The 22923-nt window shown below is 56.0% G+C and carries 22 protein-coding genes; 14 read left to right on the top strand and 8 right to left on the bottom strand.

Going from position 1 to position 22923, the window contains the following annotated elements; genetic code table 11:
- Nucleotides 1–41: 41 nt before the first annotated feature.
- The 3 genes from ACPLPM_RS06475 to ACPLPM_RS06465 form a co-directional block, all read right to left on the bottom strand.
- Nucleotides 42–647 (bottom strand): Kae1-associated kinase Bud32, encoded by a 606-nt coding sequence (locus tag ACPLPM_RS06475; RefSeq protein ID WP_424359423.1) that lies wholly within the window; start codon nucleotides 645–647, stop codon nucleotides 42–44.
- Entirely contained in the window at nucleotides 638–1609 is a 972-nt protein-coding gene (locus ACPLPM_RS06470; protein ID WP_424359422.1) for a bifunctional N(6)-L-threonylcarbamoyladenine synthase/serine/threonine protein kinase, read from the bottom strand. Before ACPLPM_RS06470 ends, ACPLPM_RS06475 begins: the two co-directional genes overlap by 10 nt.
- 79 nt (nucleotides 1610–1688) lie before the next feature.
- The gene (locus ACPLPM_RS06465; RefSeq protein WP_424359421.1) at nucleotides 1689–1985 is read right to left on the bottom strand and encodes a hypothetical protein; all 297 of its coding nucleotides are present in this window, start codon (nucleotides 1983–1985) and stop codon (nucleotides 1689–1691) included.
- 287 nt (nucleotides 1986–2272) lie between these two features.
- On the opposite strand from ACPLPM_RS06465, the gene ACPLPM_RS06460 reads away from it, so the two are divergent.
- The 7 genes from ACPLPM_RS06460 to ACPLPM_RS06430 all read left to right on the top strand — a co-directional run bounded on the left by ACPLPM_RS06460 (nucleotide 2273) and on the right by ACPLPM_RS06430 (nucleotide 8587).
- Complete coding sequence (locus ACPLPM_RS06460) at nucleotides 2273–3097, top strand: F420-dependent methylenetetrahydromethanopterin dehydrogenase (RefSeq protein ID WP_424359420.1); 825 nt, start codon at nucleotides 2273–2275, stop codon at nucleotides 3095–3097.
- Nucleotides 3098–3176: 79 nt separating this feature from the next.
- Nucleotides 3177–4862, top strand: a complete 1686-nt coding sequence (locus tag ACPLPM_RS06455; RefSeq protein WP_424359419.1) for a potassium channel family protein — start codon at nucleotides 3177–3179, stop codon at nucleotides 4860–4862.
- Nucleotides 4863–4916: 54 nt separating this feature from the next.
- Nucleotides 4917–5378 carry a phosphate-starvation-inducible PsiE family protein gene (locus ACPLPM_RS06450; protein ID WP_424359418.1) on the top strand — a complete coding sequence of 154 codons (462 nt, stop codon included), beginning with the start codon at nucleotides 4917–4919 and terminating at the stop codon, nucleotides 5376–5378.
- A gap of 1 nt (nucleotide 5379) precedes the next feature.
- A complete protein-coding gene (locus ACPLPM_RS06445) occupies nucleotides 5380–5823 on the top strand; it encodes a phosphate-starvation-inducible PsiE family protein (RefSeq protein ID WP_424359417.1) in 444 nt (147 codons plus the stop codon).
- Nucleotides 5820–6617: a tRNA pseudouridine(38-40) synthase TruA gene (truA, locus tag ACPLPM_RS06440; protein WP_424359416.1), complete on the top strand. Its 798-nt coding sequence runs from the start codon at nucleotides 5820–5822 to the stop codon at nucleotides 6615–6617. The genes ACPLPM_RS06445 and truA overlap by 4 nt, the downstream gene beginning before the upstream one ends.
- A 222-nt stretch (nucleotides 6618–6839) precedes the next feature.
- Complete coding sequence (locus tag ACPLPM_RS06435; protein WP_424359415.1) at nucleotides 6840–8207, top strand: FAD-binding oxidoreductase; 1368 nt, start codon at nucleotides 6840–6842, stop codon at nucleotides 8205–8207.
- A 104-nt stretch (nucleotides 8208–8311) separates the two neighbouring features.
- Nucleotides 8312–8587, top strand: coding sequence for a hypothetical protein (locus ACPLPM_RS06430; protein ID WP_424359414.1), 276 nt, complete (start codon nucleotides 8312–8314; stop codon nucleotides 8585–8587).
- A 186-nt stretch (nucleotides 8588–8773) separates the two neighbouring features.
- Here ACPLPM_RS06430 and ACPLPM_RS06425 read toward each other — a convergent pair whose 3' ends face one another.
- Both ACPLPM_RS06425 and surE read right to left on the bottom strand, forming a co-directional pair.
- A complete protein-coding gene (locus tag ACPLPM_RS06425; protein ID WP_424359413.1) occupies nucleotides 8774–9214 on the bottom strand; it encodes a hypothetical protein in 441 nt (146 codons plus the stop codon).
- A gap of 39 nt (nucleotides 9215–9253) precedes the next feature.
- Entirely contained in the window at nucleotides 9254–10054 is an 801-nt protein-coding gene (gene surE, locus ACPLPM_RS06420; RefSeq protein WP_424359412.1) for a 5'/3'-nucleotidase SurE, read from the bottom strand.
- 794 nt (nucleotides 10055–10848) lie between these two features.
- Between surE and ACPLPM_RS06415 the strand changes: the two genes are divergently transcribed.
- From ACPLPM_RS06415 to ACPLPM_RS06390, 6 genes are all read left to right on the top strand, one after another.
- Nucleotides 10849–11709 carry an ATP-grasp domain-containing protein gene (locus tag ACPLPM_RS06415; RefSeq protein WP_424359411.1) on the top strand — a complete coding sequence of 287 codons (861 nt, stop codon included), beginning with the start codon at nucleotides 10849–10851 and terminating at the stop codon, nucleotides 11707–11709.
- On the top strand, nucleotides 11670–12683 hold the full coding sequence (locus tag ACPLPM_RS06410) for a hydantoinase/oxoprolinase family protein (RefSeq protein ID WP_424360044.1): 1014 nt from the start codon (nucleotides 11670–11672) through the stop codon (nucleotides 12681–12683). Before ACPLPM_RS06415 ends, ACPLPM_RS06410 begins: the two co-directional genes overlap by 40 nt.
- A gap of 65 nt (nucleotides 12684–12748) precedes the next feature.
- On the top strand, nucleotides 12749–13705 hold the full coding sequence (locus tag ACPLPM_RS06405; RefSeq protein ID WP_424359410.1) for a hypothetical protein: 957 nt from the start codon (nucleotides 12749–12751) through the stop codon (nucleotides 13703–13705).
- 407 nt (nucleotides 13706–14112) lie between these two features.
- Nucleotides 14113–16212, top strand: coding sequence for a type II/IV secretion system ATPase subunit (locus ACPLPM_RS06400; RefSeq protein WP_424359409.1), 2100 nt, complete (start codon nucleotides 14113–14115; stop codon nucleotides 16210–16212).
- 4 nt (nucleotides 16213–16216) lie between these two features.
- A complete protein-coding gene (locus tag ACPLPM_RS06395) occupies nucleotides 16217–18268 on the top strand; it encodes a type II secretion system F family protein (protein WP_424359408.1) in 2052 nt (683 codons plus the stop codon).
- Nucleotides 18269–18356: 88 nt separating this feature from the next.
- Complete coding sequence (locus ACPLPM_RS06390; protein ID WP_424359407.1) at nucleotides 18357–19109, top strand: RAD55 family ATPase; 753 nt, start codon at nucleotides 18357–18359, stop codon at nucleotides 19107–19109.
- A 426-nt stretch (nucleotides 19110–19535) separates the two neighbouring features.
- On the opposite strand, the gene ACPLPM_RS06385 is transcribed toward ACPLPM_RS06390, so the two are convergent.
- The 3 genes from ACPLPM_RS06385 to ACPLPM_RS06375 form a co-directional block, all read right to left on the bottom strand.
- Complete coding sequence (locus tag ACPLPM_RS06385; RefSeq protein WP_424359406.1) at nucleotides 19536–19745, bottom strand: hypothetical protein; 210 nt, start codon at nucleotides 19743–19745, stop codon at nucleotides 19536–19538.
- A 79-nt stretch (nucleotides 19746–19824) separates the two neighbouring features.
- Nucleotides 19825–20586 (bottom strand): V4R domain-containing protein, encoded by a 762-nt coding sequence (locus tag ACPLPM_RS06380; RefSeq protein WP_424359405.1) that lies wholly within the window; start codon nucleotides 20584–20586, stop codon nucleotides 19825–19827.
- Between the two features lie 462 nt (nucleotides 20587–21048).
- A complete protein-coding gene (locus ACPLPM_RS06375; protein ID WP_424359404.1) occupies nucleotides 21049–21231 on the bottom strand; it encodes a hypothetical protein in 183 nt (60 codons plus the stop codon).
- Between the two features lie 226 nt (nucleotides 21232–21457).
- Here ACPLPM_RS06375 and ACPLPM_RS06370 point away from each other — a divergent pair, with 226 nt between their 5' ends.
- Entirely contained in the window at nucleotides 21458–22879 is a 1422-nt protein-coding gene (locus ACPLPM_RS06370) for an ATP-binding protein (RefSeq protein WP_424359403.1), read from the top strand.
- Nucleotides 22880–22923: the final 44 nt, after the last annotated feature.

Here is a 22923-nt window from a genome sequence, read left to right as displayed (position 1 = left end):
TTATGTCTGACAATACTCCGGAAACAGGGACAAACGTCCGTTCAAGGCGTCTCCGTCTTGTATCTGCCCCGGTATTCGATCTCCCGGACCCGGCGCAGGACTTCGGCCGCCCCGGGGAAAGAGGAATGGTAGCCTTCGGCAAACGCTTCCATCAGCTCTTCGTGGTTCTCGTGGGAGCTGACCAGGGTCTGGTAGTAGACGTGTACGTCGACGCCCCGGGCTTCCAGCGTACCGTCCCAGAAGGACAGGCCGAAGTCGATCATATAGATCCTGCCGTCGGAGACAATCATGTTAGAGGTAGTCAGGTCGCCGTGGATGAGGCCACCTTGATGCAGCCGGCCGACGAGGATGCCCGCTTTCCGGGACAGGTCGGGCGAGAGGACGTTCTTCAGCGGCTCTCCCCGGATCAGCTCCATCTCCAGAGCTGCGTCCCTGACGTCGTAGACGACAGGTGTTGGTATACCCAGCCTTCTGGCTTCGCTCAGGATCTTCGCCTCTGCCCGGGTGCGCTCCCGGCGCAGGCGCTCGTCCAGCTCCTTCACCCGGTAGGATTTGGGTACCCGGGTCTTGATTACCTTATCGGGCAGCAGATCTACGATCGCTTCAGCGCCCTGACGTGCGATACCCTGCCCCTCGCTTACAGCCATGGGATTTCCACCTCGTCCGTCCGGTAGATAGGGTTTACCGCCGAGGCCTCGACCGGGATCGTCTGGTCATACTTCAGCTGCAGCAGCCCCGTATAAGCGATCATAGCCCCGTTATCCCCGAAGAATTTCCTGGCCGGAGCGTAGAATTTGGCTCCCCGGTCCCTGCACATGGTATCCAGCATTTGCTGCAGGCGCATGTTAGCTCCTACGCCACCGCCGATCAGGACTTCGTTCTTGCCGGTGTGCGCCAGCGCCCGCTCGGTCACTTCCACCAGCATGGCAAACGCGTTCTCCTGCAGGGAGAAGCACACGTCCTCCTTCGGGTACTTTGTCGCAGCTTCCTTGGCCGCCGACATCATGCCCGAGTAGGAGAGGTCCATGCCCTTCACGACGTAAGGCAGGGGAATATAGTTCTTCCCTTCTTTGGCGAGCGCCTCGATCTTCGGCCCGCCCGGGTGCTGGAGGCCGAGGTGCCGCCCGAACTTATCCAGCGCGTTACCGATGCCTATGTCCAGGGTTTCCCCGAAAACCCGGTACCTGCCCCGCCGGAAAGCGATCACCTGGGAGTTCGCTCCGCTGACGTACAATACGACTGGGTCGTGACATCCGGTCTGCCACCGGCCCACTTCGATATGCGCGACGCAGTGGTTGACACCAATCAGGGGTACCTCATAAGCCAGTGCCAGAGCTCTCGCTGCGGTGGCCACGGTCCTCAGGCACGGGCCAAGGCCGGGGCCCTGAGAGAAAGCCACGCCGTCGAAGTCGTAGCCCGAATCCAGCACCTGCCGGATGATCTGGCTGATGTAGTTGGCGTGGTGCTGGGCAGCCATCATCGGGTGGATGCCGCCGGTCTCCGGCACGTAGGGATGAGCAGCCTCCGCGTACACTTTGTCCCAGCCCACGATCGCCGCGGACAAACTCCAGGCGGTACCCTCGATGCCAAGCACTCTGCTGCACTGCATAAGAATTCAGGCCAATATAGGCGGGATATGATAAAAGGCTTTGCGGCCGGGGTGAGAAAAAGAAAAAGGGTTAAGGGTTTTACTTCATCAGGTTGTCCTTGACGAAGCCGGCTACGATCGACTGGAAGTCGTTGCTGGTGTAGATGACGTATGCACCGTACAGACAGTAGAGCCAGAACAGGACACCAATGCAGATAAAGCTGAGAATCCAGACAATGACGCCCAGCACGATGGACTGCATCGCGTGGAACTTCATAGCCGGGTCCTTACCCGCATCCGTCACAAGAATAATGATCCCGCCGAGAATGGGGAGGACATAAGCAATAGCTGCAAGAAGCTTGTCCTTTTCCTGAATAGTGGTAGAAAATTCTGCCATAGATATAAAACCTCCAATCGTAATACAACTGCTAGGTATTTATTTTTTTTCAGTGCGAGCCCCTGCCCTGAAGCGCCCGACCTAAAAAAAGGAAAGGCCAGTAGCAGGCGATTGTATAAAAGACGCTTGTCCGGCAACATGTTACTATATTAATGTTACGCTTTTTTCACCCGGCATTCCGGAAAAGTCCGGTTCGAACGCTAAAAGAAGAAGACGTTATAGCATGCGCTGCCTCTCCGGGCAGAAAGATATATATCGACTTTTCATCAATCTCTTACAAGATTATTATGACCGTAAGAGTAGGCATTGTTAAGTTAGGTAACATTGGTACCTCCAGGTTCATCGACCTGGTGCTTGATGAGCGCGCAGACAGGGACATCTACGTCAGGACCATCGGCGGCGGCGCCAAGATGGGCGAGGCAGAAGCAGAGGAAATGAAGAAGATCATCGACTTCAAGCCCCAGTTCTGCATCGTCATCAGCCCCAACGCAACCGTTCCGGGCCCGACCAAGGCAAGGGACATGCTCAAGGAAGCCGGCATCCCGACCATCGTGATCTCGGACTCCCCCGTGCTCAAGATCAAGGACGACCTCAAGGCAAAGGGCTTCGGCTACTTCGTCGTGAAGTGCGACCCCATGATCGGCGCCCGCAGGCAGTTCCTGGACCCCACTGAAATGGTCCTGTTCAACGCAGACGTCCTCAAGGTCCTCGCCAACACCGGCGTAGTCAGGCTCATCCAGAAGGAGCTCGACGCAGTCATCGCCGGCTACGCAGCAGGCCAGACCCCCGCTCTGCCCCAGATCGTCATCTCTGCAGACAAGGCTGTCGCAGAGGCAGGCTACAAGAACCCGTACGCCAAGGCCAAGGCCATGGCAGCGTTCGTCGCCGCAGAGAAGGTCGCAGACATCGACCTCCAGGGATGCTTCATGCAGAAGGAAATGGAGCAGTACATCCCCACCGTCGCCAGCGCTCACGAGCTGCTCAGAGAGGCAGCCAAGCTGTCCGACGAAGCCAGGGAACTGGAGAAGGCCACCGACGCCATCCTCAGGACTCCCCACGCAGCAGACGGCAAGGTCCTGTCCAAGACCCAGCTCATGCTCAAGCCGGAGTAAATATTTTTATACGACTGCGCAGGGAAACCTGCGCACGACTCTTTTTTATATATTGCAGTCCAATATAATTTGAAGATTTATGAGCTTGAAGGCTATCCGTAGCCACGTGCGAAGTGCCCTTGCTTCCCCCTACGTCTTATATCCGGCGGGCATACTCGCGGTAACCCTGATCTACACGCTGCTGTTCATGGAGCTGGCGGACAATTTCAACGTCGGCGAGGCGGACTTTCTAACGGCCCTGTACTGGGTGGTCATCTCGATGACGACCACAGGGTACGGCGACATTTACCCCGTCACTGCGCTCGGCCATATCTTCAGCATGATCGTAATCCTCACCGGGCTGCTCATCCTGTTTGCCATCGTGCTCCCGCTGATGGTCAACCCGATCATAGAGCAGTGGTTTAAGAATCCGCGCAAGAGGCTGCCCGACTGGCTGACCGACCACGTGATCATCTGCGGCCACAACACGATGGTCGAGGTGCTGATCGGAGAGCTGACCAGAAAAGGGCTCCCGCTGGTCGTCGTCGATCAGTCCGCCGAAATAGTCAGGGATCTGCAGTGGCACGGGTACAGCGCGCTCCAGGGAGACTCCTCGGACGAGTCTTTGCTGCACGAGGCGAGGATCAAGAATGCCAAGTACATCATAGCGAACGAGGGCGACGACAAGAATGCCGCCCTCGTCCTCACGGCGTCTCAGATTTCCGAGTCCAGTATCATCGCCGTAGTCGAGAGCCTCGATATGACCAGCTACATGGAGTACGCCGGGGCAGACATCGTCGTATCTCCCAAACAGGTCCTGGGCATGAACCTGGGCCTCGCCGCGCTCTCCTCGATCAACTTCGAGATCTCCGGCGCGGTAGACCTGGGCGGCGACGTGAAGATGTGCAAGCTCCCGGTATATCCCGATAATCCGCTCGTGGGCAAAAAGCTGGACGACGCCCGCATCAGGGAAAAGGCAGGCGCGACAGTGGTAGCGATACTTAAGAACGGCGAATTCATCGTCGACCCCCCGCCGTCCGAGGTTATCGACGAGGCGACTGTGCTGGTCGTAGCAGGAACCGGAGACCAGATCAGAGTCACCGGGACCATCGCAGGTGTGAAACACCCTGCCTGCGCTACCAGCTGCATCATCGCCGGTTTCGGAGACGTCGGCAGAGAAGTGGCCCGGCGGCTCGACGATAAAGGCGTGCCCTACACCGTCATTGACCGGAGGCAGTACGATTTGAAAGACCAGGTGGTCGGGGACGCTACGAGCAAAGAGAGCCTGATCAAAGCCGGAATCCACACCACCTCCACCATCGTGGTCACCCTGAATGACGACGCAAGAAACATGCTGACCATTCTGCTGGCCAGGAACCTGAATCCCCACATCAACATCATCGCCAGAGCGAACACCAGCAGCAGCGTGGGCAAAATGTACAGGGCGGGGGCGGACTACGTGATGTCCCTGTCAGCCGTAGGAGGCCAGATCCTCGCCCGTATCGTGGAGAAAGGCTCCTTCAAGGATACAGTACTCCTGTCTGATAACGTCCTCCTTGCCCGGTTTTTTGTCGCAGGGTCAAAGCTGGAGAACAGGACAATCGCTGAATCAGGCATGCGTACCAGGACCGGCTGCACGATCATCGGCATCAGAGAAGGCGACCGGTTCAGGCCTAACCCCGGCCCTTCGGAGAGGCTGAATCCCGAATCGGTGCTGATCGTGGTGGGCACCGCCTCGCAGCTGGAGGATTGCCAGACAGAGTACGGGCTGAAAAGGCCGGAATAGAACCGGTAGCAGACTAACCTTTATATTATTGCTGGCGATATAACCTAGTTTGCAATGGCTGCCGATAGTACCGTCAAAAGCCCGGAAAACAAATACAGCAATACGATAGGAAATAGCCTGGACATCGTTCAGTCGACCATCTACCTGCTGGTAGCGATCTTCCTGATACTGATGGCCTTCATGGCCTTCTACATCGTTGCCCAGGACATGATGAACTTTGTCAGGGAACCTGCCAGTATCCTGCTGGTGGACAAAGCTCTGGAAAACCTGATGGTGGTCTTCGTCATCACGGGCTTAATCCAGACGCTGATCGTCTACATCAAGACCCACGCCATCGATACCCGGCTGGTTCTGGCCGTGGGCCTGACGGCAGTGATCAGGCGAGTACTGGTCTTCGGCGCCACGCCCAAGCCCTGGGAAGATACGGCGATGACAGCCGTACTGTTGTTCGTGCTGATCCTGGGTATCTTCATGGTCGCCAGGGCAGATACCAGAAAAAAACATGGCGGTGAGTAACATGGCCGACGGCGGCAAAAATTTCAGCAGCATCATCGCGGAAGCGATCGACAAGGTAGAATCAGCCATCTACCTCCTGGTCGCCCTCTTCCTGATCATCATGGCCATAGCGTCCTTCTTTATCGTAGGCCGGGACCTCTCGGGCCTCGTGAGCGGCCAGATGACGATCGATACCATCTACATGTCTCTAAACGACCTGCTTGTCATCCTCATCCTGGTCGAGCTGATCCAGACAGTGGTAGTCTTCATCCGCAGCCACAGGCTGGACATACGCCTGATCATCGCAGCGGGCCTGACCGCCATGATCCGGAGGGTACTGGTCTTCGGCGTCGAGCACATCCCGGTAGAGGAGATGGCCATCACCGCAGTGCTGGTCGTAGTGCTGGTCGCCGCACTATATCTGTTAAGCATCCGAAAGCCGGAGCAGCAGAGGGAAAAACAGTGAAGACCGCGCTGAAGATCGCCTATATCGGAACGAACTTCTACGGCTCCCAGGCTCAGCCCAACCTGCCGACAGTGGAGAGCGAGCTCAGGAAAGCCCTGGAAGAAGTAGGGGCTATCAAACCAAAGACCAAGATCGCCATGGCGGGCCGTACGGATGCAGGAGTCCATGCCCTCGGCCAGGTAGTGGCTTTCGAGGCGGCGGACCCGAAGCTTACCGCTCCCCGCATCATCAACTCTAAGCTGCCCAAAGACCTGTGGGCTTACGCCCGGGCGGATGCCGGGGATGACTTCGACCCCAGGCGGCATGCAACAAGCCGAGAATACAGGTATGTCATGTACGCCCCTGACGTGATCGAGCGCCGCATGAAAGAGTTCTCCGCTAAGTTCCTCGGCACCCACGACTTCACCAACTTCTCCAGCATCGAGCCGGGCAAGTACCCGGTCAGGACAGTCACGAAACTGGACATCACCAGAAGGGGTGATTTCTACGTGATCGACATCGAGGCCGACTCGTTCCTGTGGAACATGGTGCGGAAGATTGTGACAGCACTGCGCCTGGTGGGCGAAAACAAGCGGCCCAACGACTGGATAGAGAAAATGTTCGACCCCACCTATACTGAAGGCATACCCCCCGCCTCCCCCGCAGGGCTGTACCTCTCGAAGGTCAACTACGAGGGCATCGCCTTCGAAGAGGACGAATACGCCAGACAGCGAGCCTACCAGCGAATGCTCAACGCTCGTTCGAGTGGCACCACACGATTGCTGAAGTGTATAAAGAGTTTAAGGATGCGATGAAATAATTGGGACCGTAAAGTGCGGCGCCAGGCCACCTTGTTCTTAGTTCGCAACAGCCTAAAAACGCATAGTATAGTCTTCTGAGACGTTCCGTACAGCCAGGAATGGTTAACACGACGTGTACGTTGTGTTATCTGATTGGGCAATTGTACGACGAAGTGGATAAAGATATATATTTTACGTGATATATTATTTTTGCATAACCTGTTAGGATACAATCGTATGCTCTCTGAACTCCAGGAAATCGTCGGCAAGGACAGGGCCAGCTGTGACGAGGCGGAGCTGTACTGCTATTCGTTCGACTCGTCGTACGTTAGAGGTAAGGCCGACTACGTGGTGAGGCCGAGGGCAGCGGAGGAAGTTTCGGCAGTTGTCAGGCTTGCGGCCGCACACAGGATACCCATCGTGCCCCGGGGCTCGGCGAGCGGGCTTACTGGCGGGGCGGTGCCAGTCAATGGCGGTATCGTGCTGGACATGACCGGCATGAACCGGATACTGGAGATAGACGTGGAAAATATGCAGGTTGTCGTTGAGCCGGGCATCGTCCACGGCCACCTCAATAGAGAACTGGAAAAGCACGGCTTCTTTTTCCCCCCGGATCCGGGCAGTAGTGAAATGTGCAGTCTCGGCGGACTGATAGGCAACGGCGGCAGTGGGATGCACTCGGTCAAGTACGGTACGGTCAAGGACTACGTACTGGACTTAGAGGTAGTGCTGCCGGACGGAGAGATCATCCACACCGGCTGCAAAGCGCCCAAGACTTCGGCGGGCTACGACCTCACCCGCCTTTACGTAGGCAGCGAGGGAACCCTGGGAGTCATCACGAAGGCCAGGCTCCGCATATGCCCCGTCCCTGAGAAGAAATCGGTGATCACGGCGGCCTTCGCCAGGCTGGAGGACGCCGGCACGGCTGCAGTCGAGATACTGAAGGCAGGAGTAACGCCGGCAGCGATGGAGATCATGGATGCCAGCGCCATCAGAGCGGTAAAGAAGTACCAGCCCGAGATGGAGGTACCCGAGGGAGAAGCGATGCTTATCTTCGAGGTCGACGGATACGAAGAAAGCACATTGAGGGAAGCTGCCCTCATCTCCGATATCTGCCGCAGGTGCGACGGTACGACGACGATAGCAAAAGACAGCGCCGAAGTTGAGAAAATCTGGACCACGAGGCGGCTGGTCAGCGTTGTGATCAGCCGGCTGAACCCCGGAAAAGTAGCCATCTACGAGGCCGAGGACATCGGGATGCCGATCAAGGACGTACCCCTCATGCTGCGGAAGATCCGGCAGATAAGCGAGAAGCACGGCCTGGAGCTGGTTGTCTTCGGCCACATCGGCGACGGCGACCTCCACACCGGCATAGCGATCGACCTGCTGGACGAGGCCGAGTGGAAAAAGGTCCACGCAGTCAAGGACGAGATATACGACGCTGTACTTCAGGTAGGCGGCACCCTCTCGGGCGAGCACGGCATCGGTGTGATACGCGGCGACTACATGCCGAGGATTTACGGCAGAGGCCACGAGATCATGCGGGCCATCAAAAATGCTGTCGATCCTCTGAACATCATGAACCCCGGGAAGATGGGGTTTTAAAGCATAGATCATGCGCAGTGTAGCTGCGCCTTCGTAGCTCAAAAATAATCGCTACGAGTTATGCGCGAATAACAGCTATAAATTTACCAGTTTTATCTCTGTCTATGGTCGAAAAGGAGAATCTGACACCCGGTTTCCCGTTCGAGCCCCTGTTCAGAGGTATCCGGTCGCAGGAGTTCGTCGCTCTCATCGCTGACACGCTGTTGTTTCTGGTAGTGGGCGTGCTCTCGCTGCTGGTGATCTTATCGATGCGACTGGATTTCAACCAGAGCACATCACTGATCATAATAGGAGTCGCAGTTTTAGGCGCCTTGCTGGTAATACTCCTGTATATCGCTGCCCGCAGATCAATGAAAACCGTCAAACACCATGGAGAATAACACTACTGTGCGGTAATAAGCCCCGGCTTAGTTGTCGTGGGCTTCCAGGAACTTCTTAGCGATCTTCTGTGTCTTCGGGCTCTCGCACCGCAGCCAGCTTCTGACGAACTCTAGTATCAGGGTTTTGTCATTGGACTCCTCAAAGTATTCGCCCAGCGACTCGATAGCGTAGCCGGCGATCAGGGCCTAGCGCTTGTGATCGAACCCGTCGCCTCCGATCTCTATCAGCTTCTCAGTAATTCTGGACTGAAGCTCCGGCTTTGCCCGGGCGATTTTTCCTGCGTGGCCGGCGATGTGGGCGGCGACGCTGGTCTTCTCGTCAGCCAGCAGGCCGAAGTAGTCGTCGAAGAGGCCTTCGAAAAGACCCAGATCATCGATGCAGGCAATGTTGGCCAGGAGGAAGAGAGAGTTATACCGGGAGTTCGTGTTGCCGCTCCGCAGCAGCCCGGCCAGAAAATCCCACCGCCCGTATAGTAGCTCCGGGCGACTCTCGCTGACGAGCAGCAGCGCGTTAAAACTCTTAAACCGTTTATCCTTATCCTTGTTTTCGGGCAGCAGATCGTTCAGGAGCCCGTCTAAAACAGCAGGGTCCTTAATCGCCTTATCACACAGCGCTTGTTCATCCATGGTTTCGAGGTTGGAGCTTTTCAAAGATAAAACTTACAGCTACCAGTTACCCCTGATCATCCGCTCGATCTCGCCCGTCTGCTCGCAGGCAGTCATGTCCAGGCACATCGGAGTAATAGAGATCTGCTTCCTCTGGTGAACGGCGTGGAGATCGGTGCCCTCCGGCGCGTCTTCGACTACAGTGCCATCCACCCAGTAGTAGGACCGGCCCCGGGGGTCCATCCGGTGGTGGACGATCGTATCGTACATCCTCCGGGCCAGCCGGGTCACGACCACGGGCGTTTCAGGCGTAGCGCCCGCCGGCAGATTCACGTTCAGCAGGTCAACCCGCTTCGGCATACCGTGCTCCAGCACGTGCCGGGCCAGCTTTCGGATGACGCTCTGGGCCACCGCATAGTCTCTGGTCATCGCAGCGGTAGCAAACTTGTCCGCCTCCTCCAGCACGTGCATCGACACGGCTATGGCAGGCACACCCTGGTTAGCGGCCTCCATCGCGGCGCCGATGGTGCCGGAAGTCGTGGCAGCCTCGGCGCTCAGGTTCTCGCCGATGTTGATGCCCGAGATGACTAAATCAGGCTTCTTGTCCGCCATGGTCACATACATGCCCATGATCACCGAATCGGTCGGCGTCCCGTTAACCGCATAAGCCACAGAGCCTTGCAGGTTCATCTTCTCGATCCGCAGCGGCTCAAACAAGGTCATCGACCGCCCCACCGCGCTCTGCTGCGTAGCCGGCGCCACGATGATGGCTTCACCGAGGTCCTTCACAGCCTCGTACACCGCCATCAGGCCAGGAGAAGCGACGCCATCGTCGTTGGTGATCAGAATGCGGAACGTCATCGCTCGTAAATTCGCTTGAGTGAGATATAATAGTTACTGGCATGCGAAGCACGAAATCCCGAAGATAAAAATTATCACCACGGCGGCACGGCCCTATATCCCAACAACGGTAGATCAAATATTTGAACCACGGCGGCACGGCCCTATATCCCAACAACGGTAGATCAAATATTTGAACCACGGCGGCACGGCGACACCAAGACAGAGCGATCCACGACAAGCCAGTGGTAAATAAAACCACGGCGGCACGGCGACACCAAGACAATGGTGAACCGGTATAAGTGAACTTCTTTTTATGTCCACGGCGACACCAAGACAGCGCATTAACCATAAGCTTGCTAACCAATCGTTTCAGCCTGACTTTCGATCGATAGACTGAAGGAAGGAAAACTTATTTGTCTCCGTGCCGCCAGCACGTCGTGCCGCCGTGGATCAATAAAAAGAGAGCCTTGCTATTCGGGTACGGGTTGTCTCCGTGTCGTTGTGCCGCCGTGGTTTAAATAACCATCCACCAGTCGTTTCTCGAATTGTCTCCGTGCCGCCGTGGTTAGAACACTTGTTTTCCAGTGGTCTGGATAAGGAGCCGTGCTGCCGTGCCGCCGTGGTTAGAACACTTGTTTTCCAGTGGTCTGGATAAGGAGCCGTGCTGCCGTGCCGCCGTGGTTAGAACACTTGTTTTCCAGTGGTCTGGCTAAGGAGCCGTGCTGCCGTGGTGAAAAGTCATTGCACCTCGGGTACTGATCTCAGCCCGAAATGCTATTATACCTGTGCGTCCCTCATTTGTGCGGATTGTTATGAAGGTCATGCTGGCTGAATACTCGGTGTGCACGGGCATGGATGCATCCCTGAGGAGAGAAGGGGCCGCCATGCTGAAGACGCTGCAGGCGGCGTTCGAGGCGGCCGGGTGTACGGTGTCTGTGCCTTCGGATTTTGGCTCTGATTTTAAGCGGACGGCGGAGGCCTGCGACGCAGGGCTCGTAATAGCGCCTGACGAGCTGCTGGCGGACTATACTGAAGTGCTTGAGGCGTCGTGCATTAACCTGGGCAGCAGCCCTGCGGCGATTCGCCTGTGCGCTGACAAGAAGGAAGCTACTGAGATGCTCCTGCATAACGGCCTGTATGCCCCTCGCATCGTGAGAGAGGACCAGCCGGTGAAGTGCGTGGTCAAGCCCCGGACGGGCTGCGGGTCCGAAGGCATTTTCGTGTCTGATCGGCCGGTGGAGAAAGAGGGCTACATCTCGACTGAGTTCGTGGAAGGGGAGCACCTGAGCATTTCTCTGGTGGCGAGCAAAGGGTGGATTCTGCCGCTGACATTGAACAGGCAGCACATCAAAATCAACAACGGCATCGACTACGACGGTAACGATGTCAATATTACCCACCCCGCGATGGCAGATATCTTCAACGCGGCGGTGATGGCCGGCCATATGGCCGGCTGCAAAGGGCTGTTCGGAGTGGATATCGTATTTGGGGCACACCCCTGGATCGTGGACATCAATCCCCGGCCGACTACCGCGATCGTCGGCGTCGTGAAAGCGATCGATGTCAACGTCGCCGATCTGGTGCTGCTCGCCCACTTCGGCACGATGCCCCCGGAGCTTCACAGGAAGGGCACATACTCGTTCACCAAGAAAGACCTGGAGGAATACTTATAGCGCTGGGCATTGATATCGGCGGGGCAAACACCAAGGCGGCGTCTGCCGACGGGAGCTACGTAGAGACGATTTACCTGCCGCTGTGGAAAGGGGCTGACCTGAAAGGCACGCTGGAGCAGATCAAGCATAACGCCGGAAACTGCGGCCCGGTCGGCATTACGATAACAGGGGAGCTGGCCGACTGCTATCCGACTAAAAAGGACGGCATTGCCCACATCTCCTCAGTCGTAAAAGAAGTGTTCCCGGATGCCCTGTTCTACGGCTACGACGGGCAGTTCTACGAAAACACGGAGGAACACAGCCTGTTCTCTGCGGCTAACTGGTCGGCCTCGGCCCGGTACCTTGGAAAGGTGCACTGCAGCATCATTTTTATCGACACCGGAAGCACGACCACAGATATTATCCCGGTGTCCGAGGGTAAGCCCGTAGCCATGCTGACGGATTTCGGCCGCCTCGGGAACAACGAGCTCATCTATGCCGGCACGCTAAGGACGAATCTGGCAGCCCTGATGCACAAAGTGAATGTAAGGGGCAAGCAGGTGCGGACAGCGTCGGAGCTGTTTGCGATCACCGGAGACGTCCACCTGCTCCTCGGGCGGATCTCGCCCGCTGACTACACCTGCGACACTCCTGACTGCGGCCCCAAGGATGCCGAAGGAGCAGCCCGGAGAATAGCCCGGCTGGTCTGCTGCGACCTGGAAGAGCTGGGCATGGAAGAGGTTAAAGAGATCGCTGAGCAGGCACGCAGGCGCCAGATCGACGAGATCAAAGAAGCAGTCACCGCGGTATCGGAACAGCACGGGATCAGGAAAGCAGCCATCTGCGGCCTGGGCGCATTCATAATCAAAGAAGCGCTCATGGAGCTGGGGATGCCGTTCACCATGGTGAGCGACGAGCGTCTGTCCCGGGTGTTCCCGGCGTATGCCGTGGCCAGATTGCTGGAAGAACAGAGAGCGGATGAAGTGCAGGAGTAGAGAAAATGGACAGGATAGGCAAGTCAGCTATATATCTCGCGTTATTCGGACTAATTGTGGCAGTTGTGGCTGCCTCGGGGTGCACTGACAACAAGGAAGATAGCAAGACACTTTATGGCAAGGACGTTTTCGACCCGGCCAAGTTCAGCATGGCCCGGTACGATATGGCCGTGAACGAAAACGGCACGATCTCCCACAGGGACTTCATCGTCACCGCGGCGAAGAACGAAGTGGACGGCGACAGGATCACTTCGCAGGAGATCTATGGCAACAATTCTGTCAAGACAGATGTCTGGGTCAAGAAGGACAGGACTGCTACCACCAATGTCCTCATCACTGCCATTAACAGCTCCACCATTATTGTTACAGGAGGCTTCCCCCCGTTTAACATGACGACCGCAGACAAAGCGTGGAACTCCCTGGAAGCCACATACAGCCTGACCGGCACGGCGAGCCTTAACACCACCGCAGGCAACTTCGACAACTGCTCAGTCTACGAGGCCGGCCGTATGATCGGCTACGGGGACGGATTTATCAACATGACGGTACGCTATTACATGCACCCGTCGACCCCGGTTCCGGTGCGCTATGTAATCGAAGCGCCGGGTGCCATCTACGAGTACAGCATGCAGAGCGTATACGGCCCTAACGATCGGGACAGCTCCCCGGAAAGAGTCATCCAGGCGTTTTTTGACAGCCTAGAGAGGGATGACAATGCTACCGCCTCCAGCTTAGTCGTTACATACGATGGCAGAGACAACAAGTTCAAGCCCCTGTCCGGCACCGCTTACCAGGACTTCCTCCAGGGCACCGGCGCCATGTACGGGAACTCCGAGAGCGCTACAAAAGTCCAGTATGTACTGACCACGCAGACCGGAGAAGCACAGCAGATCGGCGGCAAAGACGTAGTATCCGCCAGGTGGACCAGCGTCCAGTACCAGTACGAGCCGCTCTCCGTGTTCGAGCTTAACGGTAAGCTGAACGTCGTGAATATCGGCGGGCACTGGAAAATAGTGGGCTAGTTTTAGAGGAGGGTGTTGGGGGAACTTTTTTGATATAAAGTTTTCCCGACCCTCAACCTGCATTCTTACGCTTGGTCCGGAAGTTCTGGAAGTATTATTTATATGGTTGCCCGGCAATATCTGCGGATAATTACAGGAGAATGAAATTTTTCCATAATTTCAAAAATGTAATTACCCTTTTAAGAGCCCGGGCACAATTTTTGCCTACTTACGTAAAAGCTTCCAAAAAAATTTCTTATTGACACTAAGTTTATATACCCATAAATCCAGTAAGTTATATTACGATAACTATTACGATAACCAATGAGTAACGTACGGGGGCGGTACTCAAATGCTAGTGGGGCGGTGCAGGGTTACGTAATACTAGCCGGAGTTCGGCGAGGTAAAGCCTTTACGGAGAGGGTAAAGTGACAGGAACCGGTAATTCAGGTATTAACTTCGAAACCCACGATACTGATAAAAAAACTTTTTACGGTTTACTTAAGAAAAAACAGGCTGGCCAGACAGAGAAAGCCCCTGCAAGTCAGGAAGAGCAGATCGCTTCTGCAGTAACCGCGGTAGAACCAGAGCCCGTTTACCCTGCGGAAGAGCAGCCCGTTAACCTGCCAGAGGAAGTCATTGCTGAGCCTCAGGCAGCATTAGAAGAGGAACCGGAAGAGCTGAGAAGAATTTTGAGCAAGCCGTACGCTATGCAGCAGGAATCTGCCATCCCGGCCCCCGAGCCGGCACCTGCCGCACCTCCGGCAAGGTACGTGCCGGAACCTCCCGCAAGGCTTGTCCCCGAAGCTCCCCCCAGGCGCGATGATCGGCTGATCAGCTCGGCCGAGATCGATTCGCTCAGGCACAACAAGAGCGAAGAAGACATCATCAACGAGTTTAACACGATTCTATCCAAGTCCAAAGGTGCGGACATTCAGGAACAAGAGCCCAAGGCGGCGGTCGCTAAGAAAACCAAAGCCGACAAGAAGCTCAAGAAGAAGTTCGAGTTCGAAGCCTACGACCCGGAGAAGCAGGGCCCGATGTCGGTGTTCACCGGCCTGGCCGACTTCGAGGAGATCGAGCGCTACTGGGTTATCGAGCCGTATTCCTTCGTCGTCATCCTCTACAACGAAAAGGCCAACACTTACCTTTATTACGTCTGCGAGCCCACGCTGACGATCTTCGAGAAAGAGCTGCTCGAGGACATCTACCAGCGGCTGCAGGACGTCCTCCTCATCGAGAACATTGATCCCAAGTCCGACCGGAGAGAGATGCTGGTCCGCAAGACTACCGAAGTCATCGTGGACTACATCGGGAAGATCGATACCAAGTCCTACCACAAGCTCATCTATTACATAGTCCGGGACTACATCCAGGTCGGCAAGATCGAGCCCCTCATGAACGACAACTTCATCGAGGATATCTCGTGCAACGGGTTTGACACGCCGGTGTTCCTGTACCACAAGAACTACGAGAACATCATGACGAACATCACGTTCAACGAGAGGCAGCTCGACTCGTTCGTCATCAGGCTGGCGCAGAGATGCGGCAAGCACATCTCGATCGCCGAGCCGATGGTCGACGCCACCATGCCCGACGGCTCCCGTATCCAGATGACCCTGGGCAAGGAGATCACCACGAGGGGCAGCACGTTCACCATCCGTAAGTTCAAGGAAATCCCCATCACCCCGGTAGACCTCATCGCCTGGAACACCTTCTCCTCCGAGACGATGGCCTACCTGTGGCTCTGCATCGAGAACAACAAGAGCCTGATCTTCTCGGGCGGCACGGCTTCGGGTAAGACGTCGTCGCTGAACGCTGTGGCGTTATTCATCCCGCCCAAGGCGAAGGTCATCTCTCTGGAAGACACCAGAGAGCTGAAGCTGCCCCACCAGAACTGGATTCCCGGCCTGACCAGGGATTCGTTCACGGCTGACGGCAAGGGCGCCATCGAGATGTTCGCCCTGCTGAAGGCGGCGCTGCGTCAGAGGCCTGAATACCTGCTAGTAGGTGAAGTCAGAGGTAAGGAAGCCCTGACCCTGTTCCAGGCTATGTCGACAGGCCACACCACGTTCTCGACGATGCATGCCGACTCGGTAGAGTCCGCCATCCACCGTCTGGAGAACCCGCCCATCAGCGTGCCGAGGACGATGATCACTGCTCTGGACATCATCAGCATCCAGTCGCAGACGTACCTGAAAAACAAGCGTGTCCGCCGGAACATGAAGCTCGTGGAGATCCAGGACATCGATCCGAACACCAGGAACATCCGGACGAACGATGTATATGTCTGGAACTCGGCGACGGACAGGTTCGACCACGTGGGCGAGTCGGCGGTGCTCGCGGAGATATCCCAGCGCAGGGCATGGAGCAAGAAAGAGCTCGTGACCGAGCTGTACCGCAGGCAGCGCGTTCTGGAGTACATGGTGAAAAACAACATCCGGGACTTCCACCAGGTGGCGGCGATCATCCAGGCGTACGCCGTTAAGCCGGAGCGGGTCCTGGAGAAGCTGCAGATCAGGGACTGATTACATGGACGAATTTAGCCAGATTGCACACGTCATTTTTGGCCCCGAAGTCAAAAAACGGAAGGAGCGCTACTACCAGCTGCAGAAGCAGCTGCGCCAGGCGCACATGGCCCAGTCGTACGAAGTGTACGTTTCTGTCGCCTACTTATCCTCGATCATCGCCGGAATTGTCGGCGCGATGTTCGGCCTCATCGTAGGGTTCCTGCTAAGAGGAGTGATCATCAACTCTTTCAGCATGACCAACCTGCACATGCCCGATAGCATGTCCTGGGTCTTCCCGTTCGCCAGCATCATCGTCCTCCTCGTAACGACGATACTACTGGGAGCGCTGGGCTACATCATCACGTTCTCCATCTTCCTGCTCATCCCGTCGTTCAACGCCAGCGACCGGAAGTCCAGGATCAACAAAGGCCTTCCGTCTGCGGTTACCTTCATGTACGCCATGTCTAAAGGCGGCGCGGACATCATCACGATTCTGCGGTCGCTCTACGAGGCTGAAACCACCTACGGAGAAGTCTCCCGTGAGATTGGTTTCGTCATCCGTGACATGGACTACTTCGGCAACGACCTCAGGGCTGCGCTCATCAACTGCGCTAACCAGACCCCTTCGGACCTGCTCCAGGACCTGCTGTCCAACCTCCTCTCGGTGATCGACAGCGGTGGTGACGTTACCACATACCTGAACAACAAAGTCGAGCAGTACAGGATGAGGATTGCCCTCGACCAGAAATCGTTCCTGGAAATTCTCGGCCTGATCGCAGAGTCGTATGTGACCTGTTTCGTCGCAGGCCCGCTGTTCATTATTATCATGTCCTCGGTCATGACTATCATGAACGGTGGCAGCCCGATGATCCTCTACATCATCATCTACGCTGTGCTGCCTCTTGGCTCGGTCATATTCATCGTCATGATCAGCATGATGACGCCGCAGGATGATGAGACGCCCAGGCCTTTCGAGGTCAATGTGATCACCCAGTACGACATGCTGCCCGAGAACGCGGCGGACGCCAGCGCGGAGAAAAAGAAGACGGCGGAGCTGAATAAGGCCAGGGAGAACCTGAAGTTCAAGCAGTTTACTAAGAACCCGCTCGAGTGGGTGAGGAAAGACCCGATCAACGTCCTGGCCATCAGCATGCCAGTCGCGATTATCCTCGTGCTGCTGCTGATCGGCCTCACGTTCGGCAACATGACCCAGGCGTTCGCCGACGTCAGCACGTTCCAGAAGAACCTGGCGATGGGCAAAGGGGAATGGACTACCGACCCGCTGATCATCTACGGGCCGATCATCGGCTACTTCGACGACCTGATCGTCTACTTCCTGCTGATTTCGCTGACGCCGCTGGCGTTCTTCCACGAGTCCAAGAACATGCGCGAGCGGAAGATCGCCTCGGAGATGCCCGACTTCCTGAAAAAGCTGGCCTCGACCAACGAGACAGGCATGACCCTGACCCAGTCGATCAACCTGATCTCGAACTCGAACTTCGGCACGCTTAGCAAAGAAGTGACCAAGATCCACAAAGATCTGCTGTGGGGCACGGATGTAAACACGGCACTCAAGCGATTCGCCAACACGCTGCGGACGTCGTCGTCCACCAGAGTCATCACGCTGATCACCAAGGCCAGCGAGTCCTCGGGTGACATTAAGGACGTCCTGAACATCGCCGCTAACGATGCCAGGGCCAACGAGCTGATGCGCAAGGAAAGATTTGACGGTATGCTCATCTACGTGGTGATTATCTTCATCTCGTTCCTCGTGTTCATATACTGCGTTTACACCCTGACGTCGAGCTTCATCCCCGTGATGGCCTCTGCGGCAGGCGCCGCAACGTCTGCAGCCAGCGGTTCGGCAGCCAGAGCAACGGCCTCGCAGGCGACGTTTATCAAGGCGTTCAACCCTGAAGACTACGTCCGGCTGTTCTTCCACTCCGCCCTGATCCAGGGCTTCTTCGCAGGGCTGCTGGCCGGGCAGATGGGTGAGGGCAAGTGGATGTCAGGGCTAAAGTACTCCCTGATCATGGTAGTCATAGCCTACGTGATCTTCACCGTCTTTATATGAAGGCTTCATCTGAAGCCCTCATCTGAAAGATGGAAAGCAAGCCAACGAAAAAGTAAAAATAGCTTAGGGACAGAGAACCTTTCGCAAAATGACCGAGGAACAGGCGGACACTAAAGGGGTTACCCAGGAGAAGCCGGAAGCGGTAGTCACTAACAGGCTGCCTACTGGCATGAACATCCTGGACCGGACGCTCAACGGCGGCATACCGAAAGGCTCTCTGGTTTATTTCGGGGCTGACCCCAAGGCTCAGCCCGAGATATTTCTTTTTGAGTTCACCACGCCGAGGAAGACGTTTTACTTCACTACCGGCCGGGATCCAGTACACATCCTCAGGCATATGGCAGAGCTAAACTTCGCCCACGATAACGTGGAGTTCATAGACGTCCACGATGAGTACTATAACAATATCTACGTCTCGTCTCAGGACATCGCCGAAGTGGACCGCCGGGTGATCGAGTTTATCGACTCGAAGCTGGACGATATTTACACCAACTGCGCCGAGCCCTTCACGATCATCTTCGACAACTTCAGCTTCCTGATCGAGCTGGGCGTGGACCTGACCATTCTGAAGAGGCTGCTGGACAAAGTCTACGACATGGTCGTGGACAGAGACAGCACCTGTATACTGCTGATCCTCAAAGGCGTCCACCCCGAGCGCATAGAAAACATATTCCAGACGTACTGCGACACCCTGTTCCTCATCGAATCGGACCTCAAGGGCGACAAGATCAGCAACAAGCTCTCGATCCCCAAAATCCGGGGCATGCCCCCGGTCGTCGAGTACATCAGGTTCAAGATCATGGACCGGATATACATTGATACTTCGAGAGATATCGCATAACTTTTTTCTTTACTTGCGACTCAGCAAGACGAACGCTGCGCTGTGCCTTACCAGATTGCTCTGATTCACTGAGATAGCAAGACGAACGCTGCGCTGTGCCTTACCTGATTGCTCTGATTCAGTGAGACAGCAAAACGAACGCTGCGCTGTGCCAGATCACAGATTGATACAGATTTAACAGATTGCACAGATTTCTTATAAAATAAGGAATACAGCGAACCATTTCCTTTTTGGGTTATCGATTAACATCTGTGCAATCTGCGTAATCTGCCAGAATCATCAGATTCTGAGTAATCTGTGATCCTGGCACAGCGCAGCGTTCGTCAGCGTTCACTGGCACATAAATAACAGTTTGCGAGTAACCCGGAAAGGATGGCCGGCAAAGCGCAGCGATCATAATGTTAAAGGGCTCGAAAAAATTTGGATTTAGCGTCGTCCCTCAAGCTCTATTTCCCGCCCTTCCTTCGCGTCCTGGTTTACCGTGAGGACGGCGGAGACGATGCCGGCAAGCAGCATTATCGAGGATAGCTCGGTTGCCAGGCTTCTGTCGATCCCGACGTAGATCGTGCCGGGTACCACGAAGACGCTGACGGTGATCAAGACTACGCATATGGTCAGCAGGTATCGTGCTTTCATGGACCACCAGTAGTCTGATACCACGAAAGGTATTGCCCGCTGATGCGGCGGGCCCGGCGGGCTTTTTACAGGTATGGTGCTATTGTCCGCCGATCACGAAGGTGCACCGGTCGTCGCCCATCGCATAGCACCCGATCTCTTTTACGCCAGGGTCTTTGCCGTACCTGGCGATGAAGATGGCTTTGAGGATGCCGATGTCGAACGCGCAGGCCGGCCGGCCAAGCTGGGGCAGGTCGGAGCACTCGAAACAGTCGTAAACGTAGATCGTCAGCGGGTCCCGGGATGCGATAACCATGCGGCCCAGCTGGTGGTCGGACCAGAACTTCCCCAGGTTCTCCAGCATTTCCTCCAGATCATCGCTTCTGACGACTTCGTATAGAGCCTGACCCATCTTGTACCCTGCATCGCTCAGGATAGGCTCGATGTTGACACCCTGGCGGTATAGTTCTACCCGGATGGTCCTGAACATGAGCCGGTAGAAAGCGAACATGTCGGGAAGCCCGCCTTTTGCCTTTATGAAGTAGTCCCGGATGTCGTTGTCCATACTGGCCTCCTTCTGGAGGCCGCCAAGGTAGCTGGAGTTGATGAAGAAGATCTTCTTTCTCCGGTCCTCCAGGTCGAGCCTGGAGCCGATGACACCGGCCTCTATCATGCGATTGAGGTGAACGGAGATGGTAGATTTTGCCTTGCCGGATTTGGCCACGATCTCGTCGAAGGGCATGTCCCGCTCTTTCAGCATGGATAAGATTTTAACCAGGACCGGGCTGTCGATAGCCCGAATACCGCTGTCGGTGGCAAAAAGCTCTATCGGTACCTGACCCTGTACGTTCCCATTTTTCAAACTGTTCGTACCCCGCAGAATGATTATACCGCAAGGTACATATACCTATTGTTCGCATATAATAGAATGTTCGTTATTAAACGAACATTTCGACACCAAACCAGCGCGGATGCCGCAAGCCTTGCCGGGAAACACGGCCCCGAACATGGCCTGCGGCATTAAAAACGCCTCGAAGAAATCTCGATTATCTATCCACACGGAACAAGCGGAACATCCCGAACGGGGGCGGCGATCCCGCCGGGGTCGTACACCTCCCCGCCCCCTATCCTCCCTTTTCAAGTTCCACAAAAGGATACGCCTTACAGACCTTGCGTACTCTCATGCGAATGCAGTAGAACGCTACGCTGTGCTGGCGTCACAGCGCAGCGTTAGTCATCGTTCAAGAGAGCCCGTACAAGGACTACTTGCTGATTCGAACCCCATAAACGAAGATGTTTCCAGAATATCTACGCAGTAAAAAGGTTAGATGTGGGGGAACATCGCCGCCCACCCGAACATTGAGTGGAACACCGTGGTATTCAGGCCGATGACTGCCACGAACAGCAGGATCCAGAGCCAGATTAGCACGAGCACGATCAAGGGGAGAAATTTCAGAGCCGAACTACGGTTTTTACCCGAACGGGCAACCATGTTTTCAGTGTTCATTTTTGGAATCACTTGCATTACTGCGATTGTACAATAAGCCCCGGCAAGGCTTAAAGATTACGAGGATACGTCCGGTTTTTTAATTATATTAACCTGATAAGGACACATAATTATCCACTAGTCGCTTGTTCTGACCAGGTAGTTTCGCTCTCGATCATCTTTGGGGCGAAGCGAAGCGAAGCCCCCGTGAAAGATTAATATTAGTAAAGTGATCAGTGGTTATTGTATGGACTCCAGCGTTGACAACAGCACGTGCGTAGTGGACAGGGACGGCATGATCGTATGGGCAAGCCCCGCTTTCATCGAGCTTTTTTCCCACCGTGCTGCCCCCGTGGGCATGATGTTCAACCAGCTTTTCGCAGGCCTGACGGACATATGCAGGCACGGGGAGATGCTGGAAGACCGGGACAAGCTGGGCAGGCGCCGGTTCTTCAGGACTGAATGCCAGCGTATGACCGGCCCGGGGGGAGAGAGGGTGAGCGAGATCATCCTGCTTCAAAACGTGACGCTGATGAGGACGCTGTCGGATATCTCCCGGCTCACTACCCAGACCAGGACACCCAAGGAGCTGCTGGAGAAAGCGCTGTGGATCGTCAAGGAGACCTACGGCTACACAGGCCTTGCAGGGTACGTCGCCCGGGGACAGGAGATCGAGCTGCTGGCCAGCAAGGGCTGGACTGAGAAGCTGAAGTCGATGATCAGCATCGGGCCCATAGCCCCGGATGCGCCCTCGATGGCCGGCCGGTGCGCCTACCACAGGGAGCAGATGGTCACGACTATCGAAGAGTACGGGCTGATGACGACGGTGAAGGACGCCATCGAGCGCATCGGCGCAGAATTCGTGGTGGCCACGCCGCTGATCGATCACGACGGCCTGGTAGGCGTGCTGACGGTGCTCCATGGAAGGGCGCTGACACCTTCCGAGCTGGAGACACTGCAGACGATCTGCAGCCATATGGCTATTGCGCTGAACGTCAGGGTGTGGGAGGAAAATCTTGCCTCGCAGGCGGATCAGGCCCGGCTCTTCGTGGAGCTGCTCGCCCACGAGATCGCGGCCCACAACCGGATCATACAGGCGTGGCAGGAGCAGGGGGCCGGGGAAAAGCTGCCAGGGGACGTGCTCTGGGCCATCCGGGGGAGCGATGAAGCGCTGAATACAGTCAGGGCTATAAGCGATGCCGACGGTGCGCTGGTCAGGTCGGTCCCGGTGGAAGAATCGGTTAAAAGGGCGATAGAGGATTCGATGGTCCTGTCCCGGTCGTACGATCGCAAGCTGAACGTCACGGTAAAGGCACTGCCCCAGGACGTCAAAGTAGACCCGCTGTTCCACTACGCCATGCGGAACATCATCGTCAACAGCGCGAGGCACTCGACGGGCAAAGCGGTCGATGTCGATATCAAGGGTACGAAGGACCGGATGGGCACCTGCAAGATCGAAATCTCCGACAACGGGCCGGGCATACCTGACGAGCTGAAGTCGGGCGTCTTCAGGCGGGAAGGCGGCCAGGCGGGCATGGGCCTGTACCTCGTAAAGAAGATCATCAGCCGCTACGGCGGCCGGGTCTGGATCGAGGACCGGGTGCCCGGGAACCCCGGGAGAGGGGCCAGAGTTGTCATTACTCTGCCTCCTGCGAGGCAAACGACGTAGCAGGGATTTGACTATATGGTAGGAAACAGTGATGAATACTTCAG

It is taken from the genome of Methanocella sp. MCL-LM (genome assembly GCF_049676595.1).
Lineage (GTDB): Archaea > Halobacteriota > Methanocellia > Methanocellales > Methanocellaceae > Methanocella_A.
Note: the sequence above shows the minus strand (reverse complement) of the source record. Positions and strands in the feature narration are given on the sequence as shown.